This window comes from Methanolobus sp., assembly GCF_016278365.1.
Lineage (GTDB): Archaea > Halobacteriota > Methanosarcinia > Methanosarcinales > Methanosarcinaceae > Methanolobus.
The window spans coordinates 263,193-283,177 of the sequence record NZ_JADQBZ010000002.1; the positions used below are offsets into that span (position 1 = coordinate 263,193).

The 19,985-nt window shown below is 45.7% G+C and carries 19 protein-coding genes; 12 read left to right on the top strand and 7 right to left on the bottom strand.

The features are described from left to right. Nucleotides 1–92 precede the first annotated feature (92 nt). Together tmk and QZZ22_RS01360 are read right to left on the bottom strand one after the other, a co-directional pair. Nucleotides 93–698 carry a dTMP kinase gene (gene tmk, locus QZZ22_RS01355; protein WP_292461860.1) on the bottom strand — a complete coding sequence of 202 codons (606 nt, stop codon included), beginning with the start codon at nt 696–698 and terminating at the stop codon, nt 93–95. 52 nt (nt 699–750) lie between these two features. Continuing rightward, nucleotides 751–879: a hypothetical protein gene (locus tag QZZ22_RS01360; RefSeq protein ID WP_292461861.1), complete on the bottom strand. Its 129-nt coding sequence runs from the start codon at nt 877–879 to the stop codon at nt 751–753. Between the two features lie 94 nt (nt 880–973). On the opposite strand from QZZ22_RS01360, the gene QZZ22_RS01365 reads away from it, so the two are divergent. Then, nucleotides 974–1,648, top strand: a complete 675-nt coding sequence (locus QZZ22_RS01365; protein ID WP_292461863.1) for a DUF166 domain-containing protein — start codon at nt 974–976, stop codon at nt 1,646–1,648. 34 nt (nt 1,649–1,682) lie between these two features. Beyond that, nucleotides 1,683–3,443 (top strand): DNA polymerase/3'-5' exonuclease PolX, encoded by a 1,761-nt coding sequence (polX, locus tag QZZ22_RS01370; RefSeq protein WP_292461864.1) that lies wholly within the window; start codon nt 1,683–1,685, stop codon nt 3,441–3,443. A gap of 22 nt (nt 3,444–3,465) precedes the next feature. Here the strand turns inward: polX and QZZ22_RS01375 are convergent, their stop codons facing one another. Together QZZ22_RS01375 and trxA are read right to left on the bottom strand one after the other, a co-directional pair. Further along, nucleotides 3,466–4,908 carry a methanogenesis marker 14 protein gene (locus QZZ22_RS01375; protein WP_292461866.1) on the bottom strand — a complete coding sequence of 481 codons (1,443 nt, stop codon included), beginning with the start codon at nt 4,906–4,908 and terminating at the stop codon, nt 3,466–3,468. A 10-nt stretch (nt 4,909–4,918) separates the two neighbouring features. Further along, complete coding sequence (gene trxA / locus QZZ22_RS01380; RefSeq protein WP_292461868.1) at nt 4,919–5,311, bottom strand: thioredoxin; 393 nt, start codon at nt 5,309–5,311, stop codon at nt 4,919–4,921. Between the two features lie 203 nt (nt 5,312–5,514). On the opposite strand from trxA, the gene QZZ22_RS01385 reads away from it, so the two are divergent. The 5 genes from QZZ22_RS01385 (at nt 5,515) to QZZ22_RS01405 (ending at nt 10,112) form a co-directional block, all read left to right on the top strand. Continuing rightward, entirely contained in the window at nt 5,515–5,688 is a 174-nt protein-coding gene (locus QZZ22_RS01385) for a hypothetical protein (RefSeq protein WP_292461869.1), read from the top strand. After that, complete coding sequence (locus tag QZZ22_RS01390) at nt 5,685–6,710, top strand: restriction endonuclease (protein WP_292461871.1); 1,026 nt, start codon at nt 5,685–5,687, stop codon at nt 6,708–6,710. The genes QZZ22_RS01385 and QZZ22_RS01390 overlap by 4 nt, the downstream gene beginning before the upstream one ends. Nucleotides 6,711–6,815: 105 nt before the next feature. Further along, the gene (locus tag QZZ22_RS01395; RefSeq protein WP_292461874.1) at nt 6,816–7,025 is read left to right on the top strand and encodes a heavy-metal-associated domain-containing protein; all 210 of its coding nucleotides are present in this window, start codon (nt 6,816–6,818) and stop codon (nt 7,023–7,025) included. A gap of 38 nt (nt 7,026–7,063) precedes the next feature. Then, the gene (locus QZZ22_RS01400; RefSeq protein WP_292461876.1) at nt 7,064–9,838 is read left to right on the top strand and encodes a heavy metal translocating P-type ATPase; all 2,775 of its coding nucleotides are present in this window, start codon (nt 7,064–7,066) and stop codon (nt 9,836–9,838) included. Between the two features lie 19 nt (nt 9,839–9,857). Beyond that, nucleotides 9,858–10,112, top strand: coding sequence for a hypothetical protein (locus QZZ22_RS01405; protein WP_292461878.1), 255 nt, complete (start codon nt 9,858–9,860; stop codon nt 10,110–10,112). Between the two features lie 31 nt (nt 10,113–10,143). On the opposite strand, the gene QZZ22_RS01410 is transcribed toward QZZ22_RS01405, so the two are convergent. Further along, the gene (locus QZZ22_RS01410; protein WP_292461880.1) at nt 10,144–11,124 is read right to left on the bottom strand and encodes a radical SAM protein; all 981 of its coding nucleotides are present in this window, start codon (nt 11,122–11,124) and stop codon (nt 10,144–10,146) included. A 191-nt stretch (nt 11,125–11,315) separates the two neighbouring features. Here QZZ22_RS01410 and QZZ22_RS01415 point away from each other — a divergent pair, with 191 nt between their 5' ends. Beyond that, on the top strand, nt 11,316–12,476 hold the full coding sequence (locus QZZ22_RS01415) for a Coenzyme F420 hydrogenase/dehydrogenase, beta subunit C-terminal domain (protein ID WP_292461881.1): 1,161 nt from the start codon (nt 11,316–11,318) through the stop codon (nt 12,474–12,476). A gap of 214 nt (nt 12,477–12,690) precedes the next feature. Here QZZ22_RS01415 and QZZ22_RS01420 read toward each other — a convergent pair whose 3' ends face one another. Beyond that, nucleotides 12,691–13,161, bottom strand: coding sequence for a hypothetical protein (locus tag QZZ22_RS01420; RefSeq protein ID WP_292461883.1), 471 nt, complete (start codon nt 13,159–13,161; stop codon nt 12,691–12,693). Between the two features lie 450 nt (nt 13,162–13,611). On the opposite strand from QZZ22_RS01420, the gene QZZ22_RS01425 reads away from it, so the two are divergent. Together QZZ22_RS01425 and QZZ22_RS01430 are read left to right on the top strand one after the other, a co-directional pair. Next, on the top strand, nt 13,612–14,418 hold the full coding sequence (locus QZZ22_RS01425) for a methyltransferase domain-containing protein (RefSeq protein WP_292461885.1): 807 nt from the start codon (nt 13,612–13,614) through the stop codon (nt 14,416–14,418). Nucleotides 14,419–14,536: 118 nt separating this feature from the next. Beyond that, on the top strand, nt 14,537–15,775 hold the full coding sequence (locus QZZ22_RS01430; protein ID WP_292461887.1) for an aldo/keto reductase: 1,239 nt from the start codon (nt 14,537–14,539) through the stop codon (nt 15,773–15,775). Between the two features lie 46 nt (nt 15,776–15,821). On the opposite strand, the gene QZZ22_RS01435 is transcribed toward QZZ22_RS01430, so the two are convergent. Continuing rightward, nucleotides 15,822–17,972 (bottom strand): ATP-binding protein, encoded by a 2,151-nt coding sequence (locus tag QZZ22_RS01435; protein WP_292461889.1) that lies wholly within the window; start codon nt 17,970–17,972, stop codon nt 15,822–15,824. A gap of 218 nt (nt 17,973–18,190) precedes the next feature. Here QZZ22_RS01435 and QZZ22_RS01440 point away from each other — a divergent pair, with 218 nt between their 5' ends. Next, a complete protein-coding gene (locus tag QZZ22_RS01440; RefSeq protein WP_292461892.1) occupies nt 18,191–19,333 on the top strand; it encodes a hypothetical protein in 1,143 nt (380 codons plus the stop codon). A gap of 80 nt (nt 19,334–19,413) precedes the next feature. Beyond that, on the top strand, nt 19,414–19,878 hold the full coding sequence (locus tag QZZ22_RS01445) for a methylated-DNA--[protein]-cysteine S-methyltransferase (protein ID WP_292461894.1): 465 nt from the start codon (nt 19,414–19,416) through the stop codon (nt 19,876–19,878). Nucleotides 19,879–19,985 lie beyond the last annotated feature (107 nt).

Genomic DNA, 19,985 nt, shown 5'->3' on the forward strand with positions numbered 1-19,985 from the left:
GGATACTATATATAATTAATAAATATAAGAAGAAAAAATAATCTAAGTTAATATATAAAACTTGCTTTCGAAAAAAGGCACATCCTTAAGGGTTATAAATGAGAGGAAATTGTCCTGATAACATCAGACTCAATCTCATAAGTACTCCTGTCAGAGTCTATTATAACAAAGGATGACGGATTTTCTTCGGCCAGGCGCAGGTAGTTATTCCTTACACCTTCCAGAAAGCCGACTTTCTCGAACTTGGTCTTATCACCCCTGGCGCCACATCGTGCAACTGCTTCCATGGGGCCAATATCAAAAAGAATTGTCAGATCCGGTACTATAGTCCACTCTTTGTGGATGTCCTGTATCCATTGCAGTGGGTCTTTGAACCTGCCTTGTAGTGTCATCCCCTGATATGCATAGCGACTGGCAGAATACCTGTCAGAGATAACATGCCTGCCACTTTCCAGGGAAGGCAGGATCAGTTTGGAAATATGCTCTGCATGATCTGCGACAAAAAGAAAAAGCTCTGCAAGATGGTCCGTGTCAGAATGTATGGCCCTGTTAACAGCCTCACCTATCCAGCTTCCCGTCGGCTCCCGGGTGAATACGAATTCACTGAAATATGGATTTGAGGCAAGGGACTTTGCGATGGTAGATTTACCTGAGCCGTCAATCCCTTCAAGAGTTATGAGTTTTCCCTTTGCTGGCATGTATCATGAAAGAGAACGGATATTATTTAGCCTATTTGCATCCATTAGAAGGTCATGCACGAGACACGTTCTCCGAATCGCACTGGAAACATTTTACAGGAAAACGATCCGGATCTTCCTGGAACAGGAAGTCACATATGTTGCATCTGAAATATACGGTTGATGGGTTGTAGTCATCCATGATCTCACCTTAAGTAATATAGAAAATATTAATATAAAAATCTCTGCCAAAACATATAATGTAAGGATGCCCATTTTCTGAAAAGGACAAATATATGACCATAATTGGAATTATTACCAGGGGAAAATACGGCAAGCGGCTTATTGAAACCGTGCTGGAAAGGACCAGCCTTGGTGTGGTTCATACGGCTGTACCGGAAAAACTCCCTGGATTCATTGATGATCCGGAAGAGTTCCTCGGGGAGCTTGCCCTCGATAATGCCGTATTTGGCACTGACATAATGATAACTTACTCCCTTCACCCTGACCTCACTGCCGCAATCGCAGAAAGAGCTGGAAAAAATGGTGTCAGAGCGCTCATCGTCCCGGGAGGAGCTGCAAAAGCACCGATTCGGGAGTTGGAGCAGATCTCAGGGAAATACGGGATGTACATTGAAGTTGAAGATATATGCTGCACTCTTTCCGATAACCCTGCGATATATGAATTCTCTTCAGAGCTGGCCAGCCCCGTGCTTAATATAGAGACAGATAACGGAAAAGTCTCAGATGTAAAGGTTATCCGCGGCGCTCCTTGCGGGAGTACCTGGCAGATGGCAAAAGAGCTGATCGGCACAAAGATAGAGGATGCACCTGCCAGGGCAGGCTTGCTGATACAACAGTATCCTTGCAGGGCTGTGCGTGGAACCCTTGGGGGCATCCACCAGTCCGCTGAGATTCACAAGACTGCAGTTGAGAAGGCCCTTCTCTCGAAACAAAAGAAAGAGGATTAGGCAACTACAATACATAATCATAGGAGCTTTTGTGATGGACAATGCTGAGATTGCGGATATCCTCAGCCGCATGGGCAGGCTGCTGGAATTCAAAGGAGAGGACCCGTTCAAGATAATGGCCTACGAAAAAGCTGCCAGGAGTATTAAAAGACTTGAAACGGACATAAGTAGCATCCATAAGGAAGGGCATCTTTCAGACTTACCTGGTGTGGGAAAAGCCATTGAGGACAAGATAGAGGAATTACTGGCCACAGGGACCTTCGAGGCGTATGAGAGAATTCAGGCAGAAATTCATCCAGGGATAATCGAAATAATGGATATATCCGGCATCGGTCCCAAAACTGCAAAGATCCTGTATGAAAGACTTGAAATTGAATCCATAGGAGAACTTATCAAAGCGGCAGAAGAACATCGCATCCGCCGGCTCCCACGTATGGGACCTAAGCAGGAGGAAAGAATTTTGAAATCAGCCAGGAACCGGGTTCAGAGCAGTGATTTCAGGAGAACTCCTCTTGCAGTTGCGACCGCCATTGGGCAACAGTTCGTTGAGGAACTTAGCGTCAACCCCTATATAAAGAAGGTTATGCCTGTCGGAAGTCTTAGAAGAAAAAGGGAAACAGTTGGGAATATTGACCTTTTTGCCCTTTCCGATGAACCTGAAAAAGCCATTGATGCATTCATGCATCTTGGAAAAGCCGTTCCGGTGTCGGAAATCAGGAATATGCACGAAGGAAGTGCACATGCAGCCATTGTCCATGAAAACGGCATAAGGATAGACCTGTATGTATGCTCCGGAGGTTGTTGTGGCTCACTGATGCAGTATCTTACAGGTTCAAAAGAACATAATGTCCGCCTGCAGGAAGTAGCGCGTGCCCGTGGATACACTGTCAGCGAGAAGGGATTGATCTGCAAGGAAAAAATCAGAGGGAAGAAAGGATTAACAAATGAAGCCGGAGAGTTTTCAGAAGAGGCAGACATCTATGAACTTCTTGGGCTTGGATACCTCCCGCCTGAACTCCGGGAGGACCGGGGTGAGATCGAGGCAGGCCTGGAAAGCAGACTCCCTGCGCTGATAGAGCGGAGGGATATAAAAGGGGACCTTCATGTCCATTCAAGATGGAGTGATGGAAGGAACACTATTGAAGAACTTGCGTTATATGCAAGAGGGCTTGGCTATGAATATATAGCCATAACGGACCACTCACCTTCCACGGGAGTCGCGAACGGTCTGTCCGAGCAGAGATTGCTTGACCATATACGCGAGATAGAGGAAATCAATGACAGAATAGACGGTATCAGGTTGCTCTCGGGCACTGAGTGCGACATCAGATCCGACGGCAGGCTTGATTACAGCAACGAAGTCCTGGAGAGACTTGATATTGTTGTCGTTGCCGTACATGCCGGTCTGGAACAGGATAGGGAAAGCATGACAAAGCGTGTTATTGCTGCACTTGAGAATGAACATGTGGACATACTTGCCCACCCCACCGGAAGAAAATTCGGAAAGCGTTCTGGATATGATATAAATATGGAAAAGGTTATGCAGGCGGCTTTTGATAACGACAAGGTCCTTGAGATCAATTCTTCACCCTCAAGGCTTGACCTGAATGACATGCATGCAAGGATGGCAAAAGAAGTAGGAGTGAAGATAGCCATCAATACGGACACGCATTCACTTGCACATTTTGACAACATCGACTATGGCATCGATGTTGCCCGCCGGTCATGGCTTGAACCTGCGGATGTCGTGAATACGCGCGGCTTGAGAGACATATGCTCCATGTTCCGGATATGAAACAGCATTAGATGAGCATACTCTAATTTCGGTCTTTTCTCTTTTGAAGTTTTATGCGCTGTCCCAGAATACACTTTCCACCCCTGTGCCCTCCAAGAGGATTGAACGTGGTACCCATGGAATTCATGCACCTTGCCATGACAGCTGCGCCGCGTGCAAGGCCGTCATCAACGAAAACAACATTCTCCTCGATCTTATGATTAATTCCAAGATCATGCAGGTACTGCAGGATAAGTCTGGGTTTAGCTCCGGTGATACCTGCCCTGCCAGTGATACCAATGGCAGTATCTTCAAATACAAGACCTTCTTCTTGTGCTACTTTCACCAGGCGTTGAACTACCCTTGCCATGACGACATCAATTACTGCAAAGAGAGTCTTTAGATTATGCTCCTCATATATCTCCGCTCCTATTTCCGACAACTTGTCCATATCTGTGCCATTGTTGCCAACATCGCATCCGATGAGTACAACACCTATGGCATCGGCTGCCTCCGAATTGACTGGAACGCTTCCGTATCTCTTGCGGCCTTTAGGAACTCGCTCTATCAGTATGTACTTGTGGATCCGTTCAGCATACTCTTTTATAGCCTTACTTTTCAGTTTAAGGGAAAGCATATCCAGTGAGGTCTTGTCTGCAACATCAAGAGCAGTTCCTTTCTTGGAATCTACCAGCCCTGTCCCTTTGATAATGGCATCAGGGATCGCACCTGCATAACCACAGAAATTCCCGATAGTCTTTGCATAAGGGACGTCGGAGCTGATTACCCTGCCATCAAGCGTGGTACCGAAGTCTATGGAAATGCAGGGGTTTCTAAAATCGATATCCACCCATTTGGCTCCCTCCTTGATCCCAGCGGTTGCCAATTCGCCTTCCATCTCATTAGCAACGATCTCAACGCCAGTAGCACCTGTAGGGGGCGTGACACTCGCCACAGCCCCGTCAAATACTACATGCTCAAGTTTCGTGTGCTTGCGGAACCTCTCAGGCACATTGGACATACCCATTGGAGGTGTCATCCGGTTTGGAGGCACTCCCGCCATCAGGCAGCCATCGGCCAGGGCTTTTATAAATTCTCCAACCTCGTCGGGAGTATCAAATCCGGCAACCACACCTGTGGACCTTACCACAAAATGTACATCTGCCTTGATATCCAGATTTGACTGCCTCACTGCTTTAAGCAGAGTGTCACGCACCAACTCGGCAACCGACTGGCGCGTTAGTTCAACACCATTGAGAGTCCTCCCAAAGACCTCTTCCCCTTCCCCGGGAGGCCGGACATCTCTGGTCATACTTACGATCTTATTGACAAGGCGGGTTTTCCCGTCCTCAAGATTTGTGGCGGTCAGTATACATTTTGTTGTGGTATTACCTACCTCTACCGATGCTACTATGAAATAAGGTTTGGATTTCAAATCTATCAGACGCACTGACGGACTTTCTGCCATTCTTGGTTTAAATCCCATTTTTCATTCCTCACATTAAAGGCTGCAGCCTCTGGACGATCCTTTGTTTTGGAACCGCACCTATTATCCGGTCTACGAGCTTGCCATTCTTGAAAACCAGCAGTGCCGGTATGCTGGTAATAGCATATTTTCCAGCAGTAGATTTATTAGCATCAACGTTAAGCTTGCCAAAGACCACTTTTCCCTGAAGTTCTGATGCCAGTTCGTCGATGATAGGAGAGATCATACGGCATGGGCCACACCACTGCGCCCAGCAGTCCACAACCGTCAGGTTATATTTTGAGGTGAACTCATCAAATGCAGCATCTGTAACTTCGACAGGGTTACCCGGATGCTCACGTTTCTCAAGCTCCTTCTTCAAATCTTCCATTTTCCTCTGCCTTATCTCATCTATTTCGTCCATTTGCTTACCTACCTTTAAAGAACCGGATCATCAATAACACTATAAAATGACGCATTTTGTCACTGCTGTTTTTTCTATATGTAGTTACATGCTTTGATAACTTAAAGTTTTGCATGGTTGTGTGAGAGTTATACATAACCATACTGATATGTAATAGGATTATAATATAATTGTTACGCGATTAATCTTTGTGGCTGATAGGAATGGCAGATAAGAAGGGAAAAAACACTCCTGTAGCAGACAGGACTATCTTTGACCAGAAATGCATCACATGCGGAACATGGATGCAGAGGACCGTAAAAGTAGGAAGGAACGGGATAGGTTCATTCACATATTTCTGTCCGGAATGCGGCTTATCTTATACTGTGGATGAATGAGCAAAATGGAAAAATGGTCACTCGGACAACTGCAGGAAATAGAGCCATACAATTTTGAAAAACTCCTTGCTCAGCTTTTCAGGAAGATGGGGTATGCAGTTGAAGAAACGCAGTACTCTCATGACAGGGGCATTGACCTAATTATCAGGGTAGTGCATTTCGGCCTATCGCACTCATGGATAGTGCAGGCGAAAAGATATACAGAGCCCGTGGGAGTGAAGGCTGTCAGGGAGTATAGCAGCCTGAGATACCGTGACAGGGTCGATGGGGTAATTATAGTTGCCACCTCCAGCTTTACTAGGGAAGGGCAGGATGAGGCCGCAGAGCATAACGTCAAACTCATAGATGGTAACCTACTTGTTGAGATGCTCAATCACTATCTGCTTGAAGAGAACAGGGAACTGTATGTAAACGAAGCCAGAGAGAATGATGATACACCGGGACAAGAAACTTCAACCATCATGAGAAGAGGAGAGGAATTGCTTGCTGAGGAGCCGGTGATTTTTGGAAAGGAAAAAATGATCATGATGATCACGAACAAGAACATACTCTTCAAAAAAGGATCAGGCCTGCTCTTCAGAAAAGAGGACATAGTGCAGCGTATAGAGATGAAGGACCTGGCGGGAGTACATGCTGACCAGCAAGGTCTTTTCCTCATAGCAGGGCAGAAACGCCTGGTAGTATATCAGATATCTGCCAGGAAAAGAGAGAGGATACTGGAACTTCTTGAAAACCTCAGGCCGGAATATGTGCGCGGGGAGCATCTCCTTATGTCCTCACGAAATAACTCGGAAATGACGATCCTTACGAACAAAAGACTGGTGCAGATAGGCATTGAGAATGGGGAAATGGAAGATATCCCATTGTCAAAGATAATAGGAGTGGAGGCCGGAGGAGGACTCTTTAAAAAAGATAGGATTATGATCTCAGAATCCTCTAATGGTGTGAAGAAGCATTCTTTGGAAGTGGATAACGCCCTTGGATGGAAAAAGGTTATTGAACAAAAGGTGAGAGTTACCTGATCATCGCCTGTTAACTCTGTTAACTGTTGAGAAACCCTTAATAGTATAATACCAGATAGGTATTGTATAGTAATCATATCGTTTGGAAGTAACGGGAGTTCTGATATGAGGGAAGAGACCATAAAAATAGAAGGGATGATGTGCGGACACTGCCAGATGTCAGTGGAAAAGGCTATAAGGGCTGTAAAGGGAGTGCAGGAAGTAAGGGTCAGTCTTGGTACTAAGCAGGCTGAAGTTTCTTATGACCCGGGCATCACAGACCCTGTAGAGATTAAGTCCGCTGTGATCAAAGCAGGTTACAAGATAGTGGATTAAGCAAGCAGTTAGCTGCCAATATTCATCTTTTTCCATATATGAATACAAAGATCAAAGTACACGGAATGACATGCATGCACTGTCATAAGCGTGTGACAGATGCTATTATGGCCATTGAAGGCGTTTATTCTGTCGATGTAAGTCTTGAGGATGAGAGCGCCACGGTGGAGTTTAACTCCGGGAAGACCAGCCTTGAAGAGATCAGGCAGGCTGTCACAGATGCGGGATACGAAGTGGGAGAAGAGGAGTGCAGGCTGCCTGAAGAATCACAGCAGGTGCAGGCATGCCCGATAGTTTCCGATGAAGACCTGGGAGAGCAAAGGAAACCCGAGCCAGGCCAAGTGGAAGATATCGTAATAAAGGTTGCAGGAATGACCTGTGCATCCTGCGCCCAGAACGTTGAGAATATCCTGAAGAAACAGGCAGGAGTAGCATCAGCCAGTGTGAACCTGCCCATGGAAAGGGCGGCTGTCAGGTATGAGTCTGCGATCATAAGCCGGGAAGAACTGGAGAAGGCTATTGAATCTATCGGCTACCGGGTGGTCAGGGACAGGATCACCCTTGATGTGGGTGGCATGACGTGCGCATCCTGTGCCATGAATGTTGAAAAGGTCCTTAAAAGGCTCAAAGGCGTTAGTACTGTCAGTGTCAACGTTTCCCTGGGAAAGGCACGTATAGAGTATAACTCTTCCCTGGTTTCCGTGGAAGAGATGATAGCGGCTGTAGATGGGATCGGTTACTCGGCTTCCCTGCCTGCCGGCAGAGAGGAGACCGAGGACAGGGAAAGGAAAGAAAGGGAAGCGGATATACGCCGCCAGAGAAACAATCTGATAATCTCTGCATTGATAGCCATACCTGTAATGTTTGGAAGCATGAAGGACGGATTTCCGGAACTGCTCTCCTTCGTACCGGACTTCCTTAAGAACGAGAACCTCCTTTTCCTGCTGACAACCATTGTCATAGTTTTCCCGGGAAGACAGTTCTTTGTCGGTACTTACCGCGGGCTAAAGCACGGTGTGACCGACATGAACCTGCTCATTGCAACGGGAACCGGAGCGGCCTATGTCATAAGTGTCGCCTCCACATATCTCGACCTTGGACCCGGATATGAGCACCTGTATTATGACACTGCGGTAATGCTCATTACATTCATAATATTTGGAAGATACCTGGAAGCCCGTGCAAAGGGCAGGACATCCGAATCCATAAAGAAGCTCATAGGACTACAGGCAAAGACTGCGCATATCATTGAGGATGGTCAGGAAAAGGAAGTGCCTGTAGAGAACGTGGAAGTCGGAGACATTGTTTTTGTCAGACCGGGCGAGAAGATACCTGTGGATGGAGTGGTTATTGAGGGTTCTTCTGCTGTTGATGAGTCCATGATAACCGGAGAGAGCATACCTGTTGAGAAAGAGAGCGGGGACCAGGTGATCGGCTCAACCCTCAACCGCAGCGGAGCCCTCAAGTTCAGGGCAAGTAACGTGGGTGCTGATACTGCACTCGCAAGGATAATCGAGCTTGTGGAAAATGCCCAGAACTCCAAGGCACCCATACAGAGAGTTGCTGACGTTGTTGCGGGCCATTTCATCCTTGTAGTACATGTACTGGCACTACTTGCTTTCTTCTTCTGGTTCTTCATCGGATTCGAGAGGTACGACGTTCCGGTCAATTCGGGGATCACGAGTCCTTTCCTGTTCGCGCTTCTTATTTCCATAACCGTTCTTGTCATATCCTGCCCCTGTGCAGTGGGCCTGGCTACCCCCGCAGCCATCATGGTAGGTACGGGCAAAGGTGCTGAGAACGGCATACTTATCAAAGGCGGTGAAGCCCTTGAGAGAACACTGAAGATTGATACTATTGTGTTCGATAAGACAGGGACCCTGACCAGGGGAGAGCCTGAACTTACCGACATAGTTCCTCTTGCTGATCTGAGCGCCGATGAAGTACTTATGATGGCAGCAAGCGCCGAAAAGGGCTCGGAGCATCCCCTGGGGGAAGCCATAGTCAGAGGTGCTGAGCAACGGAATCTTAAGTTAAGGGATGTCGAGGGTTTCAGTTCCATCGCAGGCAAAGGTGTGGAGGCGAACATCAGCGGAAGCAGGATATTGCTCGGAACCCGAAAGCTCATGCAGGACAATGGTATCGATATTGCTTCTGTAGAAGGCATGATGCAGAGCCTTGAAGCACATGGCAGGACAGCCATGATAGCTGCAAAGGATGGCAGTATCGTAGGTCTTGTGGCTGTTGCGGATACCCTGAAGGAAAATTCCAAAGAAGCCGTTGAGCAGATACTCGATATGAATATTGAGGTTGTGATGATCACAGGGGACAATCGCCGGACAGCGGATGCCATTGCAGGTAGCATTGGCATCAAAAGAATTCTGGCAGAAGTTCTTCCCGAGGATAAGGCTGCAGAGATAAAAAAACTGCAGCAGGAAGGACGCATAGTTGCAATGGTGGGTGACGGGATCAATGATGCTCCCGCGCTTACCCAGGCAGATATCGGGATTGCCATGGGAGCAGGGACCGACGTTGCCATGGAGTCTGCACAGATAGTACTCATTAAGAATGACCTGCGGGACGTGATTGCCGCCATCAGGCTGAGCAGGCTCACTATGAACAAGATCAAACAGAACCTTTTCTGGGCTTTCGGTTACAACACAATAGGTATACCACTTGCAGCCGGGATACTTTACCCCTTCGTCCATACTATCCTGATAACACCCGCACTTGCCGCAGCCTTCATGGCCCTCAGTTCGGTATCAGTTACGACGAACTCTTTGCTGATGAAGAGGAAGAGCATAAAACAATAGATATAAGGAGTTTTTCAGCATGAGTGGTAAGGATACAAGTGGAAAAAGCATTTCAAAGGGCAAGTATGCACTGATAGCCAGCCTGGCATCATCACTGGCACTTGTGATTCTCTTTGCGGTCCTTGCCGTGGCGGTCAACAGCTCGCGTGGCGGCATGCCCCCATACACCCAGGTGGACATAATTGCAGGTATGGTGTTTGTCTTCGTGCTCAGCATGATAGTTTCAGCCTCTGTATGGCCGGGGATTGTTGAAAAAAAGATGAAGAACAGGTAGAAAGGCTGCATCGGCCTGCCCACATATGATATTATTTAAGATCTAAATGCGGGTTGATATCGCATCCTGTACACGGCAGACACATGGTTTTGAAAGTGTCCGCGCGCAGGCCATGATCATCCAGCTTTTCCTGCAGAAAACGATTGAGCATAAGCAGCCTTTCCGCAGAAGGCCGTTCAATGAACACTTCACCTTCCCTTAAGGGATGTCTGGCAGCAGCCCTGAGTATGGGAACAACGCCAATGGAAACTAATTCCTCAATACCCTTTTTAACAGATTCGTCCGACTCACCGAGACCGATAATGAAGTTTGAGCAGACATTGTTCCTGCCGAATACCTCTACTCCCTCAGCAAGAGCCTTAAGGAGAAGTTCAAGGTCCTGTTCCGGACAGACCTTACTGTAAATATCCCGGTCCATGGTCTCCACATTATATTTCAACTCATCCGCGCCAGCAATTTTAAGCCTGCGAGTGGAGTCCTCTGTAGGATAGACTGAAACCCCTATGGGGACAGAGTATATCTTTCGGAGCTGTCGGATGAGCTCCTCGGCCCGGTCAACTTCCGCTTCTGCTGACTCCTCTACACCGGAAGTTATGGAGATTGCATGCATCCTTCCGGTATTGTGGGCTTCCTCCATCATCATTAGCATCTCATCCATGGACTTGACCTTCCCGCTGAGCTTGGGAACAGGGCAGAACTTGCAGTCGAAGATACATTTTTCGCACATTGTTATGAATGCCTGGTCAGGACAATGAATGAGCTCCGGTTCGATGCTGCCCCTTGCTACCTCTATACCGTCTTTACTGATGACAAGCTCGCCACCATACATTTCAGCTTTCAACGGAGATTCTTTTTTTACGGCAAGGCGTACACGGTGTCCTCCCGAGTTAAAAAAGAAAGCTACATTTCCGGCTCCCGGGCCCGCTGTGGGGATGGTTAACCTGTGAATGAGAGAAGGATCCATGTTCACTGAACCTATTGAGATGAGCTGTGCTTTGGTTTCTGGCCTCATGAGTTCTCCGATACCAAGGGATTGACCTTTTTAGTTACGGTATTTGCTATCTTCTGTGCAGGCATACTTTATTCTTTTCCTAGAATCAGCCAGAACATCAGGAAACTTCATGATTATACGCTTCAAATTTTATTATATAGAAAAAAGGTATATTTATCTGGCATAATAACACAACTTTAAAAAGGTAAAGTATGCCAATCGATCCCATATGTAAGAACAAGGTGCAGGAAGACACTCCGTACTTCACAGAATACGGAGGAAAAAGATATCGTTTCTGCTCACCCGAGTGTAAAACAAAGTTCGACCATCTTGAAAAGAGCGTAATACGTCTGAAGAGGTCTATTGCCGAGCAGGAGCGGATATCCTTTGGCAACCTTAGAAGAGATATCATCAAACCTGGAATATGCACCCTTTGCGGAGCCTGCGCTGCATCATGCGAATCCATTGCAATAGAGCACGAACAGCCAAAACTTGTAGGCAGATGCACCGCCTGTGGAGTATGCTACAACCAGTGTCCCCGGACAATAACCACCGAAGAAGGCCTCATCGGCAAGATACGTCACGCCTACTGTGCCAAGACCGCGATACCGGACCTTAAGGGACAGGACGGGGCAGTGGTCACTTCCATGCTGGCATACGCCCTTGAAGAGGGACTCATAGACTGCGCCATAGTGACTGTGAAATCCGAGGAAGAGCCCTGGAAACCGGTGCCTGTCATAGCAAAGACATATGATGAGGTTGTGGAAGCCGCCGGGAGTATTTACAGCCACAGCATGACTATCGAATCCCTGATGAGTGCCGTAAAGCAGGGCATGAGAAGTATTGCATTTGTGGGTACAAGCTGCAATATTGACGCAGTCTACAAGATGCAGAAGAGCCCTTACGGTTTCCTGCACCTGTTCATGCGTGCCAATATCCTGAAAATGGGACTTTTCTGCATGGACACTTTCTCCTACGAGGGCATAAAGGAGTTTATCCAGAGTAAGGACATGCGCCTGGAAGATATCGAGTCCATGAAGATCCGCAAGGGTAAATTAGAGTTGCAGGCTTCGGAGGAGCTAAAGGTCTTTGGCCTTGAGGAACTGGACCGTTACAGGAGCAGTTCATGCAAGTACTGCACTGATCTGACTGCAGAAAGTTCCGATCTTTCCTTTGGAGGTGTCGGGACCCCAAAGAACTGGACCACAGTGCTTGCACGCTCAGGGCTTGGCTACGAGATCTATAATGAGGCGGTAGATAATGGTTATATAGAGTCCCGCCTGCTTAAGGAAAAGGAAATGAACAGCGTGCTCAACCTTGCAAAGATGAAGAAGATCCAGATGTACTCGCTGCACCGCAGGGAGAATCCCTGATGAAGCATTTCAATATGAAGATATAAAGGCATAAAAGGTGAATAACTGACTTCAAGAATCACAAAAAACTAAAAAACAGGAGCTTGTTCAAATAGAGATATCTTCATAAATATTTATGAATGTGGACAATTTTTCTTCTGTTTATTAGATTGCAGAGTCTAAAACTTTAATTGTAATATTCCTCAGAAGTATCGAAAAAAGATGAGATTCATTTTTAACCTATTATCAAATTATACAAAGACCATAATAATACTACGATCATAATCGCAGAAGTGGCGGTAAAGCCCTTGTATCTGTCAGATTCTTCGATCTTATTCCTCAAATAGAAATAGATAGTAGACAGTGTAATATAGCCTCCAGCTTGGAATGCGTAAGTATCTATATTTATATTTTCCACTGTTAGAACTATCGCTACAAATAGCCACACAAAAAAACCTATTAGTAAACTTTTTATACTTACCTCATCCTCTGTTTTCTTACTTTTTGAAATAACGTTGCCAGCTACAAGGTAATGCCCTGTGATAAGAAAAAACGGAAGAAGGCCTACTATCACCCAGTTATATGTATACCCCATTGTTCCGAACTCAGAACTCAAAATAATAAATGCAAAAGACCACATGTAAAAAAATATTCCCCCAACAATAACCCCTATTATTTCTTCAATTTTTATATTTGCTGATCTCACTTGTTTCACCTTACCAATATTTCCACAATATAGAAATTATAAATAATTAAGAAGACAAAATTAGTGTCTTCTTCAAAATAGACTTACCCATATCAAGGACTTGGCATACTTATTTTATTCCACAATGTATAAGGACCGACTCTAAAATACTTTGGGAGCATCTCGTATTCACTACTATTGCTATATAAATTTTTTGTGTGTACTGTAAAATACTTACCCTATTGCATATTATAGTATTACAAGTAATAAAATTTAAAACGTGTTGCGTATGGAAATTAGCCCCTATGCAGTCTTTTCCTGTATATCAACTCCGTCTAGAATTATTGTAGGACGATTGTACAAGTCTCAGTTTAAACGTTTGGCCATAAGCAATAAATACAAAAGAAGTTGGAAAAAAATATCCAATGCAAGCCTCTATATATTTAAGGAAAGTGGGATTATTATTGAGTTATGACTCCTCACGATTACGTCCACGGCTATTCCGAAAGAGAATCTGTCCGCCTCAGTGACCAGGCAAAAACACTGGAAGAGCTCCTGCACAGCGATACCAAGTACCCCGCAGGCAGCCTTATACTTGAAGCGGGATGCGGCATCGGTGCCCAGACAGTAATCCTCTCAAGGAACAGCCCGCAGGCCCGGATAACATCCATTGATATCTCAGAGGACTCCCTGAAGAAAGCTAAGGAACGTGCCGCCAGCGAGGGGGTAAGTAACGTGGAGTTCCGCGTGGAGAACATTTTCGACCTGCCCTTTAAGGATGAGAGCTTCGACCATATCTTCGTCTGCTTCGTTCTGGAACACCTCAAGGAGCCCGTCAAGGCGCTGACCTGCCTGCACAGGGTATTGAAGAAAGGCGGCACAATCACAGTTATCGAAGGCGACCACGGCTCATGCTTCTTCCACCCCGAGACCGAAGCCGGAGTAAGGGCCTGGAACAGCCTGGTGGAAGTACAGGCAAGGCTTGGCGGCAATTCACTTATCGGCAGACAGGTCTACCCACTTCTCAGGAAGGCAGGCTTCTCCGATATCACAGTCTCACCCCGCATGGTCTACAGTGATGCAAGCCGCCCTCACGTGGAGGAGGGTTTTGTGAGAAGGACCATCATCCCGATGGTGGAAGGTGTCAGGGAAAGCGCCATCGAGATTGGAATAATCGATGCGGAGAGCTTTGACATGGGAATCGGGGATTTGCACAGGACGGCGGGGGAGGAAGGGACGTTCAACTATATGTTCTTCAAGGGTGTGGGGAGAAGATAGTTCTTTTCTGAGACAGACACCTCTGATTGCTTCAAGCTGACGGAAGTCCTAAATGCCTCAAAACACAATACAAAGTTGACTAATCAGTCCAATACTTATATGAGTGGAGGGAGACGGAATGCTCTACAGGGAAGTACCGAAAAATGGGGACAAGCTATCAATACTCGGATTCGGGGCCATGAGGCTTCCAAAGAAAGATGGTGCTATTGATCAGGAGAAGGCCACCGCCCTTCTTCGTCATGCCATCGATAACGGGATAAATTATATCGATACCGCATGGACATACCAGAAGGAACAGAGCGAAAGCTTTCTTGGCAGTGCTCTGGCAGACGGTTATCGGGAGAAGGTCAGAATTGCCACTAAAATGCCTCACTGGCTCATCAGGGACCGGCAGGATATGGACAAAATACTCCAATTCCAGTTAAATAAACTGCATACTGACTATATAGATTACTATCTCATCCACTCCCTGACAAAAGGTGGCTGGGAAAAGATGAAAGAGAATGGGGTGCTGGAGTTCCTTGACAGGGCAAAGAATGACGGGCGCATAAGGAACACTGGTTTTTCCTTCCATGACAACTTAGAACTTTTCAAGGAGATCATCGATTCCTATGACTGGGACATCTGCCTGATACAGTACAATTACCTTGACAAGCACAACCAGGCAGGAACAGAAGGCCTGAGATATGCAGCGGAAAAAGGAATTGCCGTTATGGTGATGGAACCACTCCGCGGCGGGAACCTTGCCAGGAACATAACGCCTGAAATATCGGATATCTGGAGCGAAGCGGATGTAAAAAGAACACCTGCCGAGTGGGCTCTCAGGTGGGTATGGAACCATCCCGAGGTCACTGTCGTCCTCTCCGGAATGAATGATATCTCACAGGTCGATGAAAATATCCGGACAGCATCCGAAGCGTATCCGAACTCACTCAACCAAAAAGAGCTGGACACGGTCGCAAGGGTCGCGGAAAAGTACAGTGATCTCATGACAATACCCTGTACAGGATGCAACTATTGCATGCCCTGCCCTGCAGGTGTCGATATCCCCGGCTGCTTCGAGATGTATAACAGCAGAGAGATATTCAAGGGTACAGGCAGCGATGATACCCAATACCGGTATCTCTTATACCAGATGGGTATTCTTGGAAACAGGTCATCAGCCTCACTGTGCATAAACTGCGGGAAATGCAAGGAGCAATGTCCCCAGCATATCGACATACCCGGAAAGATGAAGGAAGTAGAGGCTCAGTTCGAGAAACCTGTCATAAAGCTCAAGGCCACGGCCATGAGGCATATCCTGCCATTTTTCAGGCAATTCAGTCTCTTCAAAAACCGGCAAAGGAACAAGAACTGAAAATGATCCACGGGAACAGCGTGATGTCCTGAAGCAGTCTATCGATCTATACTTCATGGCATTCTGGAGGAGGAATCTGTGAATTGCCAGGAGTCATTGGAAGTATGAATTCAAAAGTGCTTCCGACTCCGGGTTTACTTGTTACCCATATCCGTCCTCTCTGCAGCTCTATAAATTCTTTTGCAAGCGTTAACCCAAGACCTGTTCCTTCACTGGTTCTTGTGAGAGCGGGTTCCAGTTGCACAAAAGGATGGAACAGCTTCTTTTGATTTTCTTCGGGAATACCTATACCATTATCTTTTACCGTGAAATGGAGGCGGTCATCTTTGCTTTTTTTAATGTTTATGCTGACGGCTCCTTTTTCGGGAGTGAATTTGATGGCGTTGTTTATAATGTTAAGAAGTATCAATTTGAGCTTGGAGCGATCGGAACATATTGTTTTTATGCTGCTGTCGATGTTGAATTTCATATCTATGTCTTTCTTATTTGCAAAAGGCGTGGATATTTGCTGAATATCTTCAATAAGTAAGAGTAATGAGAACTCCGACTTTTCAATTTCCATTTTACCGTTCTCTATTTCGGAAATCTGGATCAGGGATGTGATCAGGTCAAAAAGTTTCACTGCGGCAGTATTTATATTTGTGACATATTTCTCCTGGGTACGGGAAAGAGGCTCCTTCAAGTGATTCAACAGGACATCCGAAAATCCCAGGATCAGACTCAGAGGAGTTCGTAACTCATGATTTATGGTGGATACGAAATCCTTCTTCACACAGGCTGCATTCTCCAGTAATAGTTTTGCCTCAAACTGCATTTTCTCGATTTTCTTGAGTTCCGTGACGTCACGTGCGATGCCTGCTATTTTTTCAGGCATGTTGTCACCTCCCATAATAGCGTGAGCATTGACAGAGGCATAAATGATTTCGTTGTCTCTTGTTTTCAATTTCAATATATGATTGTTCACGGAACCTTCGCGTTTTAATTTTTCAAGAAAGGAGGTCCTTTCCTGTGGCATTACATAAAATCCGGATGCCTCATGACCTATCATCTCTTCCAGTTCAAATCCCAGATGTTCCTTAGCCGACGGGCTCAAGGTGATAATCCTGCCATTCATTTCTGTTTCAAAATAAACATCATGTATGTTCTCAAAAATTGTCCTGTATTTTATTTCATTTTCCTTGGTCTCTATTTCATTGCGTTTATGCTCAAGAGCATTCACGAAAACGTCCCCCATCAAATGAAGTATATCCATGTATCCTCCGGGCCAGTCCATTTTTTCCGAGGAACTGAGAAGCAGGCACCCGATAATTTGTTCCCTGTACATGAGAGGTACGACGGCCAATGAAACGGTATTCGTCTTCCTGAAAATCTTTTTTTCAAAGTTTGCTTCTGCTGGCAGTTCCCGGATGTCCTCAATTAACAGGTATTTCCCCCTAAACAGTTGTTTTACAAGCCATGAATCCGTATTTACCTCACAACTGTCGAAACACTCATTATCGCGGTTTGTATTTTCAGTGCACCATTGGTGTTTCAGAAAGAATTTTTCTTTTTTGTCATCTGATAAAAATATCTTGACTTTATCCGCACCGGTAACTTCCCCTATCTTTGCAAGGGTATGGTCTATATTCTCATCGACCTTTTCGTAGTCCAGACCGATGAAATGAGTCGATATCTCGGAATGCAGCTTTCCGAATGTCTTCATATCTTCAAGTTCCTTCCAGCCTTTCGAACGGCTAAATGCATGACTTATGCAGACGGTAATGGTTTCGAGTACGATGCTAGCTTCACCGGACAGTTCCTTGAAATGGCAGGAACCTAGGACCAGTACTATTATTGTTTTTCCTTTATCCTGTATCGGGATAGCAAAAACCGATGTCAGTTTTTCATATGGCAGCAAGTCTTTGAAAAGAGATTTCCTTACGGGGTGTGCAAAGGTACAGTTTTCGGATTCAAAGAAACTACGTATGTCAGTTGATAATTTGATTTCCTCACATATTTCCGGTTCCCCTTCCAGCTGCCATTCCGAAACAGCAAGGGTCATTTTTTCTGCTTTCCCATCGACGAGGAAAACAGCTCCCACATCTATTTCATCCAGTCTGAGTGCATGATGGAGCAGTATGTGGGAGACTTCCCGGGGATTGGCTGCAGAACTTATGGCAAGGGTCATATCGCGCTGTATGAAAAGATGTTTTGTCACGTTTACCCCGTCTTCGGTAAAATTTAAATCTGTATATATAATTAAAGAGGATCCTTTTTTATGTTTATAAAAGTTTCTATTTAGTAGTATATTAAAATTCAATTGTCAATAAGATAAATAGATATTATTTAGAGTAATTCGTTTGATGTTCTTTTAGGACATAACTTACTAAACATATGTAGAAATATTTAAAGCACAAAAAATTAAAGATATTGCCGATGAACGCTTTACTTATTGAACCTGACTATTATACCCGTTATCCTCCCCTCGGTCTTATGAAACTTGCTACCTATCATCGTTCACGCGGAGATCATGTGCAGCTTGTAAGAGGAACGACCTATGACGTGGATTTTCACCCTGATACTATTGAGATCACATCTTTGTTTACCTATGCATGGAAACGGGTTCACGAATCCATCGATTTTTACCATAAAATGTTCCCTGATTCACAGATTACCGTAGGCGGGATTTATGCTTCATTGATGCCTGAACAGATCATTTCGGAATTCCCTTTTGTAAATGTACATATAGGATTGCATGGGGCAGCAGAAAAATGCATGCCTGCATATGATATTCTGAAAAACGTCACCAAATGGAAGAATTGGGACGCATCCATAATATTCACCTCAAGGGGCTGTATAAGGAAATGCCCATTTTGTTCGGTCCCGACGATAGAAGGGGGATTTCGTCAGATTGTGAAAAACGTGGAGGAATATATATACCCCGGCCACAGGAAAGTGATCCTGTGGGATAACAATTTTCTCGCATCCTCTTACTGGAAAGAGATAATTTCAACCCTCAGGTCCCTGGATCTGGAAATTGATTTTAACCAGGGGCTTGATGCAAGGCTCATGGATGAAGAAAAAGCCTGCATATTGGCAGATCTGAAAATGCCTGCCGTAAGGATGGCTTATGATTCTCCGGAAGAGAAAGATGCGATACTAAAAGCGGTAGAAATGCTGCACGACAGTGGAGTTCGGAAAAGGAAGATTATATTCTACAATCTTTACAATTTCTATGATGCCGGAAGGTCAACCGGAGATGATCCCGAATCTTTCTTTTCGCGTGTAAAGGAAGTTTTGAATCTTGGCTGCGTCTCCTATCCGATGCGTTTCGAACCCATGACATCCCTGAAGAAAAATAAATTCGTATCCCCGCTATGGACCGCCGGAGAACTTGAAATGGTCGCAAAATCCCGAAGGGTCATAGGCTATGGCGGAGTTTTTCCTCCGTACAGAGGCCTTCTGAAGAAGATGAATAATGCATCATGTTTCAGGGAAGGCTTCGAACTGTATCCGGCAAAAAGAACGGATTCATTTCTAAATTATGAATCCTGCCCTCCCGGAAACCAGATAATATAAAAGAAAAGCAACGTTATTGGAAATGAGTGCGGGATATCATGCCATTCAAAATGCGGGGTTACCGATAAACCATGAAAAATATGTTCTTCTATCAAACCGACATCGGCAAGATAGGTATTGCCGAAAGTGATAACGCTATTATGAGCCTGTATTTTCACGGAGAGGACATCCCTGAAGATGCCGTCGTACATGAAACTGAGCTCCTGAAAGAGGCAGGCAGGCAATTGCAGGACTATCTTGCGGGAAAGCGAAGGGATTTCACGCTTCCCCTTGCCCCTGCCGGCACGGAATTCATGCTGCGTGTCTGGGAAGTCCTGCGCGCCATTCCGTATGGCGAGACACGGAGCTACCGGAAAATCGCCCAAATCACGGGCAATCAAAAGGCTTCGAGAGCGCTGGGGCTTGCCAACAACCGCAATCCAATTCCGATCTTTGTTCCCTGTCACCGGGTGATTGGCACGAACGGGAAACTGACCGGCTATCGCGGAGGCCTGCAGACCAAGGAACGATTGCTGGAACTGGAAAAGCAGCATGCAGCTCTTTAAATGAGGACAAGCCGAGCTTGACTATCTGAAAAAGAAGGACAAAATACTCGGCTCTGCCATAGACCGGATCGGAACGGTGGAACGTGAGGTTATCCCTGACCTGTGAT